Annotated in this window: 19 protein-coding genes; 11 read left to right on the top strand and 8 right to left on the bottom strand. The window is 67.1% G+C overall.

Annotation, left to right across the window (positions count from 1 at the left end; all coding sequences use genetic code 11):
- Nucleotides 1–33: 33 nt before the first annotated feature.
- From D9V29_RS08890 to idi, 7 genes are read right to left on the bottom strand one after another with little or no spacing between them, the layout of a single operon-like run.
- On the bottom strand, nucleotides 34–912 hold the full coding sequence (locus D9V29_RS08890; protein WP_220699939.1) for a prenyltransferase: 879 nt from the start codon (nucleotides 910–912) through the stop codon (nucleotides 34–36).
- Nucleotides 905–1,234: a lycopene cyclase domain-containing protein gene (locus D9V29_RS08885; protein WP_121672963.1), complete on the bottom strand. Its 330-nt coding sequence runs from the start codon at nucleotides 1,232–1,234 to the stop codon at nucleotides 905–907. Before D9V29_RS08885 ends, D9V29_RS08890 begins: the two co-directional genes overlap by 8 nt.
- Entirely contained in the window at nucleotides 1,231–1,557 is a 327-nt protein-coding gene (locus tag D9V29_RS08880) for a lycopene cyclase domain-containing protein (RefSeq protein WP_121672962.1), read from the bottom strand. The genes D9V29_RS08885 and D9V29_RS08880 overlap by 4 nt, the downstream gene beginning before the upstream one ends.
- Complete coding sequence (gene crtI, locus D9V29_RS08875; RefSeq protein WP_229790473.1) at nucleotides 1,554–3,128, bottom strand: phytoene desaturase family protein; 1,575 nt, start codon at nucleotides 3,126–3,128, stop codon at nucleotides 1,554–1,556. Before crtI ends, D9V29_RS08880 begins: the two co-directional genes overlap by 4 nt.
- Nucleotides 3,125–4,009 (bottom strand): phytoene/squalene synthase family protein, encoded by an 885-nt coding sequence (locus D9V29_RS15130; RefSeq protein ID WP_121672961.1) that lies wholly within the window; start codon nucleotides 4,007–4,009, stop codon nucleotides 3,125–3,127. The genes crtI and D9V29_RS15130 overlap by 4 nt, the downstream gene beginning before the upstream one ends.
- On the bottom strand, nucleotides 4,009–5,079 hold the full coding sequence (locus D9V29_RS08865) for a polyprenyl synthetase family protein (RefSeq protein WP_121672960.1): 1,071 nt from the start codon (nucleotides 5,077–5,079) through the stop codon (nucleotides 4,009–4,011). Before D9V29_RS08865 ends, D9V29_RS15130 begins: the two co-directional genes overlap by 1 nt.
- The gene (gene idi / locus D9V29_RS08860) at nucleotides 5,076–5,633 is read right to left on the bottom strand and encodes an isopentenyl-diphosphate Delta-isomerase (RefSeq protein WP_121672959.1); all 558 of its coding nucleotides are present in this window, start codon (nucleotides 5,631–5,633) and stop codon (nucleotides 5,076–5,078) included. The genes D9V29_RS08865 and idi overlap by 4 nt, the downstream gene beginning before the upstream one ends.
- Before the next feature lie 72 nt (nucleotides 5,634–5,705).
- On the opposite strand from idi, the gene D9V29_RS08855 reads away from it, so the two are divergent.
- The gene (locus D9V29_RS08855; protein WP_229790472.1) at nucleotides 5,706–6,251 is read left to right on the top strand and encodes a MarR family winged helix-turn-helix transcriptional regulator; all 546 of its coding nucleotides are present in this window, start codon (nucleotides 5,706–5,708) and stop codon (nucleotides 6,249–6,251) included.
- 32 nt (nucleotides 6,252–6,283) lie between these two features.
- Nucleotides 6,284–6,874, top strand: coding sequence for a thermonuclease family protein (locus D9V29_RS08850; protein ID WP_121672957.1), 591 nt, complete (start codon nucleotides 6,284–6,286; stop codon nucleotides 6,872–6,874).
- Between the two features lie 9 nt (nucleotides 6,875–6,883).
- Here D9V29_RS08850 and D9V29_RS08845 read toward each other — a convergent pair whose 3' ends face one another.
- Nucleotides 6,884–8,359, bottom strand: coding sequence for an SDR family oxidoreductase (locus D9V29_RS08845; protein WP_121672956.1), 1,476 nt, complete (start codon nucleotides 8,357–8,359; stop codon nucleotides 6,884–6,886).
- A 93-nt stretch (nucleotides 8,360–8,452) separates the two neighbouring features.
- Here D9V29_RS08845 and hemE point away from each other — a divergent pair, with 93 nt between their 5' ends.
- The 9 genes from hemE (at nucleotide 8,453) to D9V29_RS08800 (ending at nucleotide 16,088) form a co-directional block, all read left to right on the top strand.
- On the top strand, nucleotides 8,453–9,568 hold the full coding sequence (gene hemE, locus D9V29_RS08840) for a uroporphyrinogen decarboxylase (protein ID WP_121672955.1): 1,116 nt from the start codon (nucleotides 8,453–8,455) through the stop codon (nucleotides 9,566–9,568).
- On the top strand, nucleotides 9,565–11,166 hold the full coding sequence (locus tag D9V29_RS08835) for a protoporphyrinogen/coproporphyrinogen oxidase (protein WP_121672954.1): 1,602 nt from the start codon (nucleotides 9,565–9,567) through the stop codon (nucleotides 11,164–11,166). The genes hemE and D9V29_RS08835 overlap by 4 nt, the downstream gene beginning before the upstream one ends.
- A 44-nt stretch (nucleotides 11,167–11,210) precedes the next feature.
- A complete protein-coding gene (locus tag D9V29_RS08830; RefSeq protein ID WP_121672953.1) occupies nucleotides 11,211–11,567 on the top strand; it encodes a hypothetical protein in 357 nt (118 codons plus the stop codon).
- Between the two features lie 18 nt (nucleotides 11,568–11,585).
- On the top strand, nucleotides 11,586–11,999 hold the full coding sequence (locus D9V29_RS08825) for a phage holin family protein (RefSeq protein WP_121672952.1): 414 nt from the start codon (nucleotides 11,586–11,588) through the stop codon (nucleotides 11,997–11,999).
- Complete coding sequence (locus D9V29_RS08820) at nucleotides 11,986–12,225, top strand: hypothetical protein (protein ID WP_147436245.1); 240 nt, start codon at nucleotides 11,986–11,988, stop codon at nucleotides 12,223–12,225. Before D9V29_RS08825 ends, D9V29_RS08820 begins: the two co-directional genes overlap by 14 nt.
- Nucleotides 12,226–12,416: 191 nt before the next feature.
- Complete coding sequence (hemQ, locus tag D9V29_RS08815; protein WP_121672950.1) at nucleotides 12,417–13,139, top strand: hydrogen peroxide-dependent heme synthase; 723 nt, start codon at nucleotides 12,417–12,419, stop codon at nucleotides 13,137–13,139.
- Nucleotides 13,136–14,317 carry a ferrochelatase gene (locus D9V29_RS08810; protein ID WP_121672949.1) on the top strand — a complete coding sequence of 394 codons (1,182 nt, stop codon included), beginning with the start codon at nucleotides 13,136–13,138 and terminating at the stop codon, nucleotides 14,315–14,317. Before hemQ ends, D9V29_RS08810 begins: the two co-directional genes overlap by 4 nt.
- Nucleotides 14,314–15,273 (top strand): hydroxymethylbilane synthase, encoded by a 960-nt coding sequence (gene hemC, locus D9V29_RS08805; RefSeq protein WP_121672948.1) that lies wholly within the window; start codon nucleotides 14,314–14,316, stop codon nucleotides 15,271–15,273. The genes D9V29_RS08810 and hemC overlap by 4 nt, the downstream gene beginning before the upstream one ends.
- An 11-nt stretch (nucleotides 15,274–15,284) precedes the next feature.
- Nucleotides 15,285–16,088, top strand: a complete 804-nt coding sequence (locus D9V29_RS08800; protein WP_121672947.1) for a uroporphyrinogen-III synthase — start codon at nucleotides 15,285–15,287, stop codon at nucleotides 16,086–16,088.
- The last annotated feature ends 36 nt before the right edge of the window (nucleotides 16,089–16,124 follow it).

Genomic DNA, 16,124 nt, shown 5'->3' with positions numbered 1-16,124 from the left:
CTCCGCGTCGGAGGAGGAGCGGATGCTGCGGTGTCAGCCCCGCAGGAACGCCCAGGCGATCATGAGCATCGTCACGAGGAACCCGACGAGGAAGTTGAGCCAGAGGAAGTGTTTCCAGCCGCGGTTCGCCCGTTCAGAGTCGGCATCTGACACGGATCGGTAGGGGAACACGGCAATCAGGTACGGCAGGACGAACAGGGCACCGATCGGGCCAGGCCACTCGGTGAACAGCATGAGCACACCGGCTGTCGTCCACGCTCCGAGGGCGAGCCGCACCGTGGTCGCGGCCGACAGCACCGTGGCGATAGACCCGATGCCGCCTTCGCGGTCGGGAAGGACATCCTGAACCGCACCGAAAGCGTGGCTCGCCATTCCCCAGAGGAAGAACGCGGCGAGCACGGCGATCAGCTGCGGAGTGAAGGTCGCTCCTGCGAGCACGAGACCGTAGACCGCCGGGCTGACGAAGTGGGTGCTCGATGTGATCGAGTCGAGGAAGGGCCGTTCCTTGAAACGTAGCCCCGGCGCCGAATAGGCGACGACCGCGAAGAGGCTGACGGCGAGCACGAGCCAGGACGCCGGTCCGCCGAGCAACACGAGAACGACGATGAACGGGATGCAGGTGACCGCAGCGGCAACGAGGGTCACGCGGTGCATTCCCCGGTCGAGCAGGGCACCCTCGACCCCGCCCTTGCGCGGGTTCTTGAGGTCGGACTCGTAGTCGAAGACGTCATTGATGCCGTACATCGCGAGGTTGTACGGCACGAGGAAGAACAGGGAGCCGACGACGAGCGCGACGTCGATCCGGCCGGTCGTGAGGAAGTAGGCGGCGGCGAACGGGAACGCCGTGTTGATCCAGCTGAGCGGCCTCGAGGACACGAACAGGGCGCCGGCGACGCGGGCGGGGCTATTCACGCGACGCCTTTCGCCGCCGTCCGAGGAGCAGCCAGACCGCAGGCAGAAGCACCAGTCCGGCGAACGGGTAGGCGAAGTCCTCGAGTGGTGCCTGGCCGATCAGGATTCCGGCGAGGTGGCCGGGTTCGTAGACCATGAGCCCCGTGGCGATCATGAGGTTGTCGAAGACGGCGGTGAGCACGGTGAGCGCGACCCCGGCGGCGGCGACGGGCAGCCACCAGCGCGCGATGAGCTCGCGACGGCGAGCGGATGTTCCGAGCGCGATCGCGAGGACGGCGAACGCAACGGCGACGAACACGATGCTGAGTGTCACGTACGTCATCGGGTCGACCTCCTTGCCCTGAGCAGAACGTCAGCGCCCGTGATGAGGACCATCGTCAGGTAGCTGAGGAATGCGAGGAAGAAGAGTTCCTCGAGGGGGAGTTCCGGAGCCACGACGATTCCGGTCATGAACTCGGTTTCACCCCGGTAGAAGATCCCCAGCCCGATACCGAACAGGTCCCAGAGCACGAAAAACACGAGTCCGGCGAGCACGACGAGAGCGGCACGGCGCGCGTCTCGCCAGAAGAACAGTCTGAACCGATGGTCGAGCAGCATCATGCAGCCGATCGAGGCGAGCAGAACCAGAAGATAGATGATGCTCATCGCGGCTCGGCGAGGGGCCCGGTGCTGATGTCGCCCCGAAGACGCTTGATCACGAGTTCTGCACTGATGAGGCACATCGGCAGCCCGATGCCGGGAACCGTTGTGCCGCCGGCGTAGTAGAGCCCGTCGACCTTGGATGACACGTTCTTGCCGCGGAAGAACGCGCTCTGCTTGAGCGTGTGCGCCGGGCCGAGCGATGTTCCACGCCAGGAGTTCAAGTCGTCGCGGAAGTCCTGTGGGCCGACGGTCTTGCGGACAACGATCCGTTCCGCGAGGTCCGGGATGTTCGCCCAGGCTGCGATCTGGGCGATGACCTCATCGGCGAGTTCCTCGACGACCGGCGAACCGGTGCGGTCCTCGCCACCGCCGCCGATTCCGGGGTCCGACGGCACGGGAACGAGCACGAACAGGTTCTCCATCCCTTCCGGTGCAACGGAGTCGTCCGTCGCGCTCGGGCGGCAGACGTAGATCGATGCCGGATGGGGAATCGACGTTTCCTTGCCGAAGATACGGTCGAAGTTGTCGTGCCAGTCCTCGGTGAAGAACAGGCTGTGGTGGGCGAGCTCCGGCAGCTCTCCGGTGACACCGAGCATGAGGAGCACAGCACCGGGTCCAGGAACCCGCTTTTCCCACCAGCTCTCCGGGTACGACTGCAGCGCCCGCGGCAGAAGGGTCGTCTCGGTGTGGTGAAGATCTGCTGCAGACACGACGACGTCGGCGTCGAGGCGGTGACCGGCACCATCGGCGTCGGTGTAGCGGACACCCGTCACCCGGGCACGCTTGCCGCCGGCCGTCGTGATCGCGGTCACTGTGGCATCCGTCGTCACTGTCACACCGGCATCCGTCGCGAGAGAAGCGATGCGCGTGATGATGTCGGTGAAGCCGCCCTGTGGGTAGTAGACGCCGTCCTCGAGGTCGAGGTGGCTCATCAGGTGGTACAGGCTCGGGGCGACGAACGGAGACGAGCCGAGGAAGACGGCGGGGTAGCCGAGTATCTGGCGCAGGCGCGGGTCGGAGAACGTGCGTGACGTCAGGGTGTCGAGGGGTTCGAGCAGGAGTCGCGCCAGGGTCCGGGCGCGGCCGAGGACGTCGCCGGTGATCGCCGTACGGTACGACTGGAAGGTGCTGTAGAGGAACCGCTTGAGCGCGATCTCGTAGGTGTCGCGAGCGGATGCGAGGTAGCGGGTGAGTGCGGCCCTCCCGCCCGGCTGAACCCGCTCGAACGTGTCGAGGTTGGTTTCGCGGTCGGCGGCGATGTCGATCGGTTCGTCGTGCTTCTCGAAGAACACCCGGTAACCGGGGTCGAGCTTCTCGAGGGTCAGCTCATGGGCGGCCGAGCTGCCCATGAGGTTGAAGAAGTGGTCGAACACCTCGGGCATGAGGTACCAGCTGGGGCCGGTGTCGAACCGGAAACCGTCCTTCTCCCACGAGCCGGCACGTCCGCCGACCTCGCTGCGGGATTCGAGCACGGTGACGGAATAGCCCTCTTTCGCGAGCAGACCGGCGGTCGCGAGGCCGGCGATGCCCGCGCCGATGACGATCGCCGTTCCTGGCGCCTGCGAGCCGGTCACAGGGCGCGCGCCGGCATCATCGAGCGGGCAAGGATCGTGAGTTTGGTGCGGGTGGAGACCCGGACCCGGGTGGAGAGGAGTTCGGCTGCGGGGGTCGCCTTGACTCGCTCGGTCAGCACGCTGAAGAGTCCGTGTGCGGCGGCGACCGCCCGGCGGCATCCGGCGGGAAGATCGGGGATGACCGAGCCCGCGGCATCGAGGTCTCGCTCGATATCGCTGACGAGCTCCAGTTTCTGCTCCTCGGTCAGGGTCGCCGGGTCGACGCCGGGGAAGTAGCTGCGGCCGAGCGTTGTCCAGTCGGTGGCAAGGTCGCGGAGGAAGTTGATCTTCTGGAACGCCGCGCCGAGGCGGCGGGCACCCGCATCGAACCGGAGACGCTCGGCCTCCGAGATGGGCTGGTCGCGGAGGAACACGGCGAGGCACATCAGGCCGACGACCTCGGCAGAGCCGTAGATGTAGTCCGCGAGCTCCTGAGCGTCCGTGAAGTCGAGCGGGCTGAGATCCCGGCGCATCGACGCGAAGAAGGGCGCGGTGAGCTCGGCGCCGAATCCGCTGTCGCGAGCGGTGATCGCGAAGGCGTGCACGACGAGGTTGGTGCTGTAGCCGTCCTCGAGCGCGGCATTCGTCTCGGCCTCGAGGGCATCGAGCAGGGCGCGCTGGCGGTCGAGCCCGAGGCCGGCCTGTTCGGCGGCACCGTCGACCACCTCGTCGGCGACGCGAACGAGGGCATAGATGTCTTCGACCCGGGTGCGGATGCCTGCTGACAGCAGTCGCGACGCCAGGCCGAACGAGGTGGAGTAGTCACGGATGATCCGTGACGAACTCCGATGGGCGACAAAGGAGTAGAGGGAGAGGTCGCTCAGCACGACGCGTTTCGCCATCACGCCGCCCGCACCACGGCGTGCCGCGCGACGTCGCGCAGATGTGCAGACAGGGTGTCAGGCAGCGTACTCGCCGCGAGCAGGGCCTCGGCGCGCGAAACGTGGTCGGCGATGAGGCCGTCGACGAACGTGCGGGCGCCGCACTCTTCGAGCACCGCGCGAACGACCTGGCCGTCCGTCTCTGACAAATCGGGGTCTCCGAGCACCGCGGCGATTTCGTCCCACCGCGAGGTCGAGCGAGCGTGGGCGATGAGAGGGGTCTCCTTGCCGTTGCGAAGGTCATTGAGGACGCTCTTGCCTGTGACGCCCTCATCGCCGAACACGCCGAGCTGGTCGTCGCGGAGCTGAAACGCCACCCCGACCAGTCGCCCGAACTCACCGAGGATGGTGAGCGTGTTCTGGTCAGCTCCCGCGAGGATGGCGCCCGCCTTGAGCGGCGCTTCGAACGAATAGCTGGCCGTTTTCTGCTCCGTCATCGCCATGACGTCGATGAGAGACGGCAGCCGCACTCCTGCGCTGAACGAGACATCGGCGAGTTCCCCCGCTGCGGTCACGAAGATGCTCCCGTCGAACAGGTCGAGGAGTTCGCCGCGAATCGGTCCGGCGATGTCGAGCCTGGCGATGAAACCCTGTGCCGCCTGGATGAGAAGATCGCCGGCGAGAATGGCGGATGCCTGCCCCCACGTCGCTGCCGCGGCGTCCGTTGCACCGCGCTCCGCGGCATCGGCGGCGAACGAGCCGGCGAGATTCGGCACTCCGCGGCGGATCAGGTCACGGTCGATCACGTCGTCATGAAGGAGGAAGGCGGTGTGGAGCAGTTCGAACGCCGTCGCGATGCGGAGAGCGGAATCGTCGTCGGTCCCACCGAGATCGCGATACACGCCGGCGACGAGGGCGGGGCGGAACATCTTTCCTCCGCTCGACGCGGAGCGGGCCGCCTCCCAGAGGAGACGGTAATTGTCGCCGTAGGCGGACGCGAGGCTGATGCGGTCGGCGAAGAAGTCCTCGAGGCGCTGCTGCACCGCTTCGTGAACTCCGACGCCAGCGAAGTCGGTCAGTACCCCGGTCATGCGCGAGCCGATTGCAGCGATCCGCCGAGGAGTTCGAGCTGGTCGGCCTGGAGCACGAGCCACGGGCTGAACGCCCACGGTGTGCGCTTCACCGACTCGCCCAGGGTCACGGGGTCGACCCAGGCCGTGTCCATGACTTCACTCGGATTGGGCAGCGGCTCTCCGACGGCCCTCGCGAGGTAGACGGGGCACACTTCGTTCTCAACGATGCCTGACGCGTCGACGGCGCGGTAGCGGAAGTCGGGAAGAACGAGTTCGAGGTCCGTGATGTCGAGGCCGAGCTCGTGGCTGGCACGACGGGCGACGGAGTCCTCGGAGGCCTCGTCCGGCTGCGGGTGCCCACAGAAGGAGTTCGTCCAGACGCCAGGCCAGGTCTTCTTCGAGAGCGCGCGGCGCGTGACGAGGATTTGTCCGGCATCGTTCACCACGTGGCAGGAGAACGCCAGGTGCAGTGCGGTGTCCTCGGTATGGACAGTTGCCTTGAGGTCGGTGCCGATGGGGACCCCTCCGGCATCGAGAAGTACGACGCGCTCGGTCGTCTCCTGAAGGTGCATCGTCGGGTCCCCACATTTAGCTAGCCAGGTGAATTATTAGATTAGCATGCGTTTTGTTCGTACACTGGGAGGATGACCTCCGACGGATCGCCCCACGCTTCACCAGCGTGGATGCTCGATCCCCGCGTCATCGACCCGGGCGAGGAACTTGTGAAGCGCTCCGCCATGGACGACGACGAGGTGGACTCGATCGTAGACGTCCTCGCCGCTCTGCGCACCTGGCGCGAAGCGGAGCAGGCGATGAGCGAAGAGTCTCAGCGTCACATGAAGCTCAACGCCACAGACATGAAGGCGCTGCGCTTCCTCATGGCGTCCCGTAATACCGGGGCGGTCGTAACGCCAGGTCTGCTCGCTGAGACCCTCAAAATCTCGACGGCGTCGACGACCAAGCTCCTCGACCGGCTGGAACGTGCGGGCCATGTTCTCCGTTCGCCGCATCCGACCGATCGACGCGCCCTCGCGATCACGATCACGGATGCCACCCGCACAGACGCGAGAGAAAGCGTCGGCCGGATGCACGCCCGCCGGTTCGAGGCGGTGGCCAAGCTCACCCGTGACGAACGCGACGTCGTCGTCCGGTTCCTCACCGACCTCAGCCAACTCGCACAGAAGCACTAAGCTCACCCGGGCAGGCAGTCGAAGGGAGAACGATGCTCCGCAGACTGACCGGACTTATCGTCGTCGGTATTCTCGCCATCGGCGCACTCCTCGCCTACTCGGTGAACGGCGGCTCCCCGGGCCTTCCGACGCCTTTCGACGCGCCGGCTCCCGCTCCGGCGGGTTCCGCACCGGCCGCACCCGGGCTGCCCGCTGCACCGGGTTCAGCGAGCGAGACGGCGACCGTCGTGAGGGTCGTCGACGGCGACACGCTCGTCATTGATCGCGGAAACGGCACCGAGCGGCTGCGCCTCATCGGCGTCGACACCCCGGAAACCGTCCAGCCCGATACGCCGATCGAGTGCTTCGGCCCTGAGTCGTCCGCCTACCTCACCGACCTGCTCAGCGGCGAAGTGGTGCGACTCGATCTCGACCCCGGGCAGGGGGATACCGATCGTTACGACCGGCTTCTCCGTTATGTCTGGGTGGCATCGGGCGATGGGGCATGGGCGTCGGTCGAAGCACTGCTGCTCTCCGGCGGCTACGCCGAACCGTACCGTGACGCACACGAGCGCAAGGCGGGGTTCGACGCGCTCGCCGCCGAGGCGCAGGCGAACGGTCGCGGCCTGTGGGGCGCGTGCTGACGCCGGCTTTCAGGAGGCGGGACGCTTCTCGGCCTCAAGCGTGATCCGGTTCGCCATTCCGTTGAAGATGATGCCGTGGAACGGCAGGATCGCGAACCAGTACAGCCGCCCGGACAGCCCCATGGGGAAGAAGACGGCGCGTTGGCGATAGCGGGAGCCACCGTTCTCTCCTGGCTCGATCTCCATCTCGAGCCAGGCCTTTCCCGGGACCCGCATCTCGGCGCGGAGCCGTAGCCGGCGCTGGTGCTCGATCGCTTCGACCCGCCAGAAGTCGAGGGCGTCGCCGGTCTGAAGTTCCTGCGCGTGTCGGCGCCCCCGGCGAAGTCCGACTCCGCCGACGAGCTTGTCCATCCAGCCGCGTAGCGCCCACGCGAGCGGGAACGAGTACCAGCCGTTCTCGCCACCGATGCCCTCGATGACCGTCCAGAGCTGAGCGGGTGAGGCATCCGTCTCACGAATCTTGAGATCGGTGAAGACGGTGTGGCCAGCCCACTGGGGGTCGCTCGGCAATGGGTCGCTCGGCGCGCCCTCGACCGATGCGTTCTGCCAGCTCGTCTCGACGTCACCGTCGCGCATTTTCGCGAGAGCGAGTCGCACCGCGCGCCGGTAGCCGGTCAGGCCACCCTCCGGCGGTGGCAGCACCTCGTCGATGTCGTGCTCCCGCTGGACGCAGTCGAACTGCAGCGACTCGACGATCGGCACAGCGATCGACCGCGGGATCGGTGTGACGAGGTTGACCCACTGCGACGCGAGCCACGGCGTGAGCACCGGAAGAGCGGCGATGGCTCGTTGCGGGAGCCCGGCTTCGACGGCATAACCGTTCATCATCTGTCCGTAGCGGAGGATGTCCGGCCCGCCGATGTCGAAGGTCCTGTTGATGTCGGGCGGCAGGTCGATCGCGGCAACGAGGTAGTGGAGCACGTCACGGATTGCGATCGGCTGGATGTGATTGCGGACCCACTTGGGAGCGGGCATATACGGCAGCACCTCGGTGAGGTGGCGGATCATCTCGAATGAGGTCGAGCCGGAGCCGATGATCACACCCGCCTGGAACGCGATGGTCGGCACTCCCGAGTCGAGGAGGGTCTGTCCGACGAGCACGCGGGACCGCAAGTGGCGTGAGAGGTCATCGCCCTCGGGATGGAGGCCGCCCAGGTAGACGATGCGTTGCACGCCGGCTTCTCGGGCGGCGGATGCGACGCTCTCGGCGGCTGCGCGCTCTTCCGTTTCGAAATCCCCGCGCCCGGTCATCGAATGCACGAGGTAGTACAGAACGTCGATTCCCTCCGCGGCGCGCGACATGGCATCCCGGTCCTGCAGGGACCCTTCGACAACGTCGACCTGACCGGCCCACGGCACGTCCCTCAGCTTCTCGGGTGAACGCACGAGAACGCGCACGTCGTGGCCGGCGTCGAGAAGACGGGGCACGAGCCGCCCGCCGACGTAACCGGTCGAGCCCGTTACGAGTATTCGTTTCGCTGTCATGAGGTGACCATACGCCCCGAGCCCGGGTTCCAGCCGGGGTTGCGCGGCGCCCCGGGCAGGACTTTGACAGCGGGACTTTGACACAATGAGACGGTGCAGCTTTCTCAGAACCACCCGCTCGAGGCAGGACTCACCCACGACTCCCGGTTGATCACCGCGTACGGGGGTACCCGGCCCGACGTCTCGCCGGTGTGGTTCATGCGGCAGGCGGGGCGCTCGCTGCCCGAGTACCGCAAACTGCGGGTAGGAAACGCCATGCTGGATGCGTGTCTCACTCCGGAGCTCGCGAGCGAAATCACCCTGCAGCCGGTGCGCAGGCACGGCGTCGATGCGGGCATCTTCTTCAGTGACATCGTCGTTCCGCTCAAGCAGGTCGGTGTCGAGGTCGAGATCGTCCCCGGTAAGGGTCCTGTGCTTGGCAAGGCGGTCCGCACGGCGGCGGATGTCGACGAGCTCATCGCGCTCGACCCTGCCGTGCTCGACGAGACCCTCGCCCCGGTCATCGAGGCGGTGCGGCTCACCGTCGCCGAGCTGGGACGCACTCCGCTCATCGGTTTCGCCGGAGCTCCTTTCACCCTCGCGGCGTATCTCGTCGAAGGCGGTCCGTCGAAGGATCACATCCACGCGCGCACCCTCATGCACGCCGAGCCGGAGGCGTGGGCGCGCCTGATGGAGTGGGTGGCCGAGGTCACCGGCCGGTTCCTCCGCGCACAGGTCCTCGCCGGGGCATCCGCCGCACAGTTGTTCGATTCGTGGGCTGGAGCGCTCTCGCTCGATGATTACGTGCGTTACGTGGCACCGGCATCCGCTCGCGCCCTCGAGCACGTGCGCGACCTCAGTTACAGCATCCCGCCTGCCGAGCCCGGTGCGCACGCCGTCACCCGGACCGTGCCGATCGTGCACTTCGGTGTCGGAACCGGTGAGCTGCTCAAGGCGATGCACGACATCGGTGCTGATGTCGTCGGGGTGGACTACCGCGTACCGCTTGACGAAGCGTCCCGTCGGCTGGGCGGAGTTGTACCTGTTCAGGGCAACATCGATCCCGCCCTCCTTGCCGCACCCTGGCCGGTCCTCGAGGCGCACGTCCGTGACGTGCTCGAGCGCGGCGCAAGCGCTCCCAGCCACGTCGTCAACCTCGGTCACGGCGTTCCACCCGAAACCGATCCCGCCGTGCTCACCCGTCTCGTCGAGTTCGTTCACGCGCAATGACCACGCCCCGTTCCGTTGTGGTGATCGGTGGCGGGATCGCCGGACTCGTCGCGGCGCGGGACTGCGCGACGGCTGGAATGCACGTCACCGTCGTCGAGCGCACTGACGCGCCAGGAGGCGCCGTCGCCACCCAGACCGTCGCCGGCATCCGGGTCGACACGGGCGCCGAAAGTTACGCCACCCGTGGTGGGACGGTGCGGAAGCTCGTCGACGGCCTCGGGCTTGCGGACTCCGTCGTCCGACCGGTGCCCGCCGGCGCCTGGGTGCGCCTCGCAGACGGTCGTTCCGTTCCCCTGCCGAAGGCGGGGCTGCTCGGCATCCCTTCGAGCCCGCTCGCAGACGACGTGCGCAGGGTGATCGGCTGGCGCGGGGCTCTTCGCGCCTATCTCGACCGGATCCGGCCCGTCCTCACCATCGGAACAGAACGCAACCTCGGCGACCTCGTCCGTCGCCGGATGGGCGCCGCAGTACTCGAGTCGCTCGTCGCGCCCGTCACCCGCGGCGTCTACTCCGCCGACCCGTCCGACCTCGATGTGACCCGTGCCGCTCCCGGGCTCAACCGTGCACTGACTGCAGCAGGTTCACTCTCAGGAGCGGTCGCCATCCTCCGCAGCAACGCTCCGGCCGGATCGGCCGTCGAGGGGCTCCGCGGCGGGATGTCCACACTCGTGACCGCTCTGACCGCCGACCTCACTGATCGCGGCGCTACTCTGCTGCTCGGTGCGGGTGTCAGCGCGGTATCGCGCATCGCTGACCCGGAGGAAGCGGCAGACACCGACGCCGTCGCCCCTGGTGACGGTGCGACGACGGACCCGTCAGGGGCAGTCGCTGACGCGACAGGCGTTGAGGAGATCACGACGCGCTGGGAGGTCGCGCTCGAGAACGGAACCGTGCTCGAGGCGGATTACGTGATCGTTGCGGCCCCCGAGGCCGAAGCGCTCCGGTTGCTCGCACCGTTCTCAGCGGAGATCGCTGCCGAGAGCCCGGTCGACGCGCCGGCCATCGAACTGGTCACCCTCGTCCTCGACGCGCCCGCACTCGACGCTGCGCCGCGCGGAAGCGGCGTGCTCGTTGCTGAATCATCCGGGTCGACCGTGACCGCGAAGGCGCTGACGCACTCCACAGCGAAGTGGCAGTGGCTGCACGACGAAGCCAGCACCGGCCATCCGCACCGGCACGTCGTCCGCCTTTCCTATGGGCGCCACGGCGCTGCCAACCCCACGACCGGACTCGACGACACCGCTGTTCGGGCCCTCGCCGTTCGCGATGCCGCGGCGCTCCTCGGCGTTCCCCTCGACGACTCGGCTGTGGTCGGCTTCGCGCGGACCGTCTGGAATGGAACGCTTCCCGGTGCGGCGATCGGCCAGCGGGAACGCGCCGAAGCGCTGCGCGCCGCCGCGCTCAGGATCGGTGACCTCGATGTCACCGGCGCCTGGCTTGCAGGCACCGGCCTGGCATCCGTCGTCCCGGACGCCCTCGCGGCATCCCGTCGTGTGCGGCATCTCGTGGCGGCTTCGTACCGGCCGTCGGGAACAACGGACGGCGGACATACCAGACCCGGTGGAGACAAAGCCAGCCCGGACAACACGGCCTCGTAGGGTCTACGCTAGACAAGCTGGAAGCGCGACGAAACGGAGTAAACATGAGGGACAAGCTGATTTTTGTAGCCGGTCTGGCCACCGGATACGTACTCGGATCGCGTGCGGGACGTGCGCGCTACGAGCAGATCAAGAAGAACTGGCTCAAGGTCTGGGAGACCGACGCCGTTCAGCAGAAGGTCGAGCTCGTCGAAGACTTCGCCAAGACCCGCGCGAGCGAGCTGCCCAAGGCGCTCTTCGCAGGCGTGAAGAAGGTGTCATCCGGCATCGGAGGCAACGGAACACCCGGGCAGAAGCTCGACGCGACGATCGCCAAGACCAAGGATGCCGTCGACGACGTCGTCGAGAAGGTCAAGCCGGAGAGCTCAGCTCCCGGTTCGTCCTCCAGCGCCACCCTCTAAGACGTCGGGAGTTCTTTCATGACGGATCGCACCGTGAACGACAAGAACCGGGAATCGCTGGCCACCCTGATCGGGAACCTCCCCGGCCTGGTGACCAACCTGATCAAGGCCGAGATCGACCAGCTCAAGACCAAGGCTGCTCACCTCGGGAGCTACGCGGGCAAGGGCGCCATCTTCGTGGTGCTCGCCCTGATCTTCCTGTTCTTTGCAATCGGCACGCTCGTCGCCGTCGGGATCCTGGCGCTCGCGCTGATCCTGCCCGCATGGCTGGCTGCGCTCATTGTCTTCGTCGCATTCCTGCTGATCGCCGTCGTCCTGGCGCTCATCGGCCTCAGCTTCTTCAAGAAGATGGGTGCTGACCCGAACCCGATCGAGAGCGTCAAGAAGGATCTCCGCGCTGTGAAGGGGGAGGGCGAGTATGACCGGTACTAATTCGTCAACCGAGCACGCACGGTTGGAGCTCGTCTCCACCCTCAACGCCATCGAGGACAAGCTCAACGTCCCGCGCAAGGTGTCCCGCGCCGTCTCGCAGGGCAAGGTCGAGGCCGCGCGCCTGCAGCGTCAGAACCCCGCGGCATTCTTCAGCGGAGTAGCGGCCGTCGCGGTCGTCGCCGGCACCGCGGTCTGGGCAATCACCCGGGCGATCGTCGTCCGCTAGTTTCGCGCTGCACCGCCCCGCGGCATCCGTTCGTCTTCTCGCGATAGCGCCCGGAGTCGACCCGTCGTGCTCCGATTCCTCGAGTACGACGCTCTTCGGTGTGGACGAGGTTCCTGCGGGTTCCTGTGAATGCTTCGCATCCAGGGGAAAGCAATTTGGGTCGCGCACAAGAAAGGGTGATGATGTTAGGTATGACTCACCCGGCCTCTGCCGAGGCACCATCGACCCTGCATGATCCCGAACCTGAAGAGAACCCGATTGGATTCGCCCTCTGGGCAGTCCTGCGCCGAGACCCCGAACACCGGGCACCACTGAGCGACCACGCCGTCTTCGAACTCGACGGCGCCGTCTCCCGCATCACCGCCGACGGTGTCACCGTCAGGGGCTTCTACGACGTCTCCGGCCTGCGGTCCGACGCCGACCTGATGATCTGGCTCCACGGCGACACCGCCGACAGCCTGCAGCGCGCCCTCCGGGTTCTGCGCCGCACGAGCATCCTCCGGCCGATGCTCCCCACCTGGAACGCGATGGGGGTCCACCGTGAGGCGGAGTTCAACAAACGCCACGTTCCCGGCTTCCTCCGTGGCGTCGAACCCCGGGGGTGGCTCACCGTCTACCCGTTCGTGCGCAGCTACGAGTGGTACCTGCTCCCCGACGACGAGCGCAGCAAGATGCTCGCCGACCACGGCCGCAAGGGTGCCGCGTTCCGCGGTGCGATCGCCAACACCGTCTCGGCGTTCGCGCTCGGCGACTACGAGTGGATCCTGCCGATCGAATCCGACGACCTCCTCGAGCTCGTCGACCTCATGCGCGATCTCCGGGCGACGGATGCCCGCAGGCACGTCCGCGAAGAAGTCCCGTTCTATACGGGTCGACGTATTCCAACAACCGACATCCCGGAGGTCCTGCAGTGAGTGACGCAGTTCTCGGCGCGACGGATGCAGCGGCATCCGGCGAACCGCACATCACAGAACCGGTCGCGTACGACGCGATCCTTCTCGCCGGCTTCGGCGGACCCGAGGGGCAGGACGATGTCATTCCCTTCCTGCGAAACGTCACGCGTGGGCGAGGCATCCCTGAGGAGCGCCTCGAAGAGGTCGCCCACCACTACCGCCACTTCGGCGGGGTGAGCCCGATCAACGACCAGAACCGTCAGCTCAAGGCTGCAATGGAGGCCGAACTCGCCGCGCGTGGCATCGACCTTCCCGTCCTGTGGGGCAACCGCAACTGGGACCCGTACCTGCGCGACGCGCTCGTGGAGGCCAATGAGCGTGGTTACACCAAGCTCATCGCCATCGCGACGAGCGCGTACTCGTCGTACTCGAGCTGCCGCCAGTACCGTGAGGACTTCGCGATCGCCCTCGACGAGACGAGCCTGTTCGGGCACATCTCGATCGACAAGGTGCGTCAGTTCTTCGACCACCCGGGCTTCGTGACACCGTTCATCGACGGTGTGCGCGACGGCCTCACGAAGGTCCTCGCCGACAACCCCGGAATCGATCTCTTCTCCGAGGTCGAGATCCTGTTCTCGACGCACTCCATTCCGTCGACGGATGCCGCCAAGTCCGGCCCCGCTGAGCGTGGCTTCGGCGAGGGTGGCGCGTACGCCGCCCAGCACCATGCCGTCGCCGAGGTCGTCATCGAATCGGTGAAGCGCGAACTCGCCCTCGAGGGCGAACTCGCCTGGCAGCTCGTCTACCAGTCGCGCTCAGGCCCTCCGAGCATGCCGTGGCTCGAGCCCGACATCAACGACGCCATTGCGGAATTGCCTGCCCGTGGCATCCGTGCCGTGGTCATCGTTCCTCTGGGATTCGTGAGCGACCACATGGAAGTGCTCTGGGACCTCGACAACGAGGCGACGGAATCGGCGGAGGAGAACAAGCTCTACTCGGTTCGTGTGCCGACGCCGGGAACGCACTCTGCCTACGTCACCGGACTCATCGACCTCGTGCTCGAGCGGCGCGACGGTGTGCCGGTCGAGGAACGTCCGGCGATGACCGACCTCGGGCCCTGGTACGACGTGTGCCGCCCCGGCTGCTGTGAGAACGTCCGGCTGGGATTCAAACCCGCGCTGTCCGGGCTGCAACCATGACCCTCTCGATCGGTACCCGGGGAAGTGCTCTCGCCATGGCCCAGACCGGCGACATCGCGCGCGCCATCACGGCAGCCACCGGGGTCGAGACGGAACTCGTTCCCGTCACGACGCACGGTGATATATCGCGAGAGTCGTTGTCGAGCCTCGGCGGAACAGGCGTGTTTGCATCTGCGCTTCGTGAATTCCTCCTTCGGGGCGAGTGCGACCTCGTCGTGCACTCGATGAAGGACCTGCCGACCGCCGCCTATGCCGGTCTGCGGGTCGGCGCTGTCCCCGAGCGCGCCGACGCCCGCGACGTCCTGTGCGCGCGCGATGGCCTCACCCTCTCGACGCTTCCCGATGGTGCCCGAGTGGGCACGGGGTCGCCCCGTCGCGCCGCCCAGCTCGCCGCCGTCCGCCCGGACCTCACCGTCCTGGACATCCGCGGCAATGTCGAGACCCGACTCGGATTCGTCACCTCCGGCGAACTCGATGCCGTCGTTCTCGCTGCGGCGGGGCTCGGTCGCCTCGGCCGGCTCGACGCCGTCACCGACTACTTCGAGCTCGACGACTGGCCGACCGCTCCGGCTCAGGGCGCGCTCGCTATCGAGGTTCGAACCGCCATCTTCGACGACCCCGCCCGCTTCGGCGACATTCTCCGGGCGCTCGACGAGATCGAACATCCCGACACCCGCACCGCCGTGACCGCCGAGCGAGCCATCCTCTCGCGGCTTGAGGCCGGCTGCGCGGCGCCCATCGGAGCGACTGCCGTCGTCACCCCGGAACACGTTCGTCTCACCGGTGCGGTTTATGCTCCTGATGGATCCGGTACGCTCAGGCTCACCCGAACGGCCGATTTCGCGGCCGCCACCCGACACGAGAACACAGCAACGGCAGAGACCGTCGGCAGCACCCTCGCCGACGAGCTCCTCGCCCAGGGCGCAGCAACGCTCGCGCCCATCAGGCAGAACTGAAGGCAGTCACAATGTCCACACCCGCACCGTCGAAACCGCTGAAAGGCTGGCGCATTCTCGTGCCCCGCGGTGGACCCTGGGGTGACAGCGTCGCTGCGGACCTTCGCGCCAGGGGTGCGACCCCGGTTGTCGCACCGATGATCAACTTCGCACCGACAGACGACCCTGCGCGCCTGACCACGGCACTCGCCGCACTCGCGGACGGCGTCTTCGACTGGCTCACGGTCACCAGCGCGACGACGGTCGACGTCATGTACTCGCAGGGGGTTCGCATCCCGGAGCGCACGCGCGTCGCCGCTGTCGGTGAAACCACCGCGGCGGCCCTCCAGGCCGTCGGCTACCGGGTCGACCTCGTGCCAGCGAAGGACAATTCGGCGAAAGGGATGCTCTCCGAGCTCACCCAGTTGGAGCCGAAGCCCAGGCGCTTCCTCACCCTCCGTTCCGAGATCGCCAAGCCCCTCCTCACCCAGGGCCTGATCGCCGCCGGGCACGACGTCGAATCCGTCGTCGCATACAGGACGATCGGTGAGCCGGTCGCAGAGAAGATCATCACCGACGTCCGGTCGGGGCGGATCAACGGCATCCTCGTCACGAGCGGCAGTGTCGCGCAGCAGGTCGTCGAACAGTTCGGAGAACTTCCGCCGTCGACTCTCGTCGCCGCGATCGGGCCCCGAACCGCGAAGGATGCCGCGGGCTTCGGCCTCGCCGTCCACGTCGTCTCCCGGCACCAGACCGTGTCCGCGCTGCTCGACAGCATGGTGGCGCTCGTCGAAGCCGGCAGGGCCCCGTGGGTGCCGGATACGGTCGACAACTGAGCGGGACCGCATTCGGGAGGGGTTCAGGCGCCGGAG

The organism is Mycetocola manganoxydans, assembly GCF_003667545.1.
Lineage (GTDB): Bacteria > Actinomycetota > Actinomycetes > Actinomycetales > Microbacteriaceae > Mycetocola_A > Mycetocola_A manganoxydans.
The sequence above is the reverse complement of the archived record's forward strand: the minus strand, read 5'-3'. Positions and strand labels throughout refer to the sequence as shown.

Coding starts and splice junctions, on each gene's coding strand:
- D9V29_RS08885 (WP_121672963.1), bottom strand. CDS start 1,234: ATGACGTACGTGACACTCAGCATCGTGTTCGTCGCCGTTGCGTTCGCC.
- D9V29_RS08880 (WP_121672962.1), bottom strand. CDS start 1,557: ATGAGCATCATCTATCTTCTGGTTCTGCTCGCCTCGATCGGCTGCATG.
- D9V29_RS15130 (WP_121672961.1), bottom strand. CDS start 4,009: ATGGCGAAACGCGTCGTGCTGAGCGACCTCTCCCTCTACTCCTTTGTC.
- D9V29_RS08865 (WP_121672960.1), bottom strand. CDS start 5,079: ATGACCGGGGTACTGACCGACTTCGCTGGCGTCGGAGTTCACGAAGCG.
- idi (WP_121672959.1), bottom strand. CDS start 5,633: ATGCACCTTCAGGAGACGACCGAGCGCGTCGTACTTCTCGATGCCGGA.
- D9V29_RS08855 (WP_229790472.1), top strand. CDS start 5,706: ATGACCTCCGACGGATCGCCCCACGCTTCACCAGCGTGGATGCTCGAT.
- D9V29_RS08850 (WP_121672957.1), top strand. CDS start 6,284: ATGCTCCGCAGACTGACCGGACTTATCGTCGTCGGTATTCTCGCCATC.
- D9V29_RS08845 (WP_121672956.1), bottom strand. CDS start 8,359: ATGACAGCGAAACGAATACTCGTAACGGGCTCGACCGGTTACGTCGGC.
- D9V29_RS08835 (WP_121672954.1), top strand. CDS start 9,565: ATGACCACGCCCCGTTCCGTTGTGGTGATCGGTGGCGGGATCGCCGGA.
- D9V29_RS08830 (WP_121672953.1), top strand. CDS start 11,211: ATGAGGGACAAGCTGATTTTTGTAGCCGGTCTGGCCACCGGATACGTA.
- D9V29_RS08825 (WP_121672952.1), top strand. CDS start 11,586: ATGACGGATCGCACCGTGAACGACAAGAACCGGGAATCGCTGGCCACC.
- D9V29_RS08820 (WP_147436245.1), top strand. CDS start 11,986: ATGACCGGTACTAATTCGTCAACCGAGCACGCACGGTTGGAGCTCGTC.
- hemQ (WP_121672950.1), top strand. CDS start 12,417: ATGACTCACCCGGCCTCTGCCGAGGCACCATCGACCCTGCATGATCCC.
- hemC (WP_121672948.1), top strand. CDS start 14,314: ATGACCCTCTCGATCGGTACCCGGGGAAGTGCTCTCGCCATGGCCCAG.
- D9V29_RS08800 (WP_121672947.1), top strand. CDS start 15,285: ATGTCCACACCCGCACCGTCGAAACCGCTGAAAGGCTGGCGCATTCTC.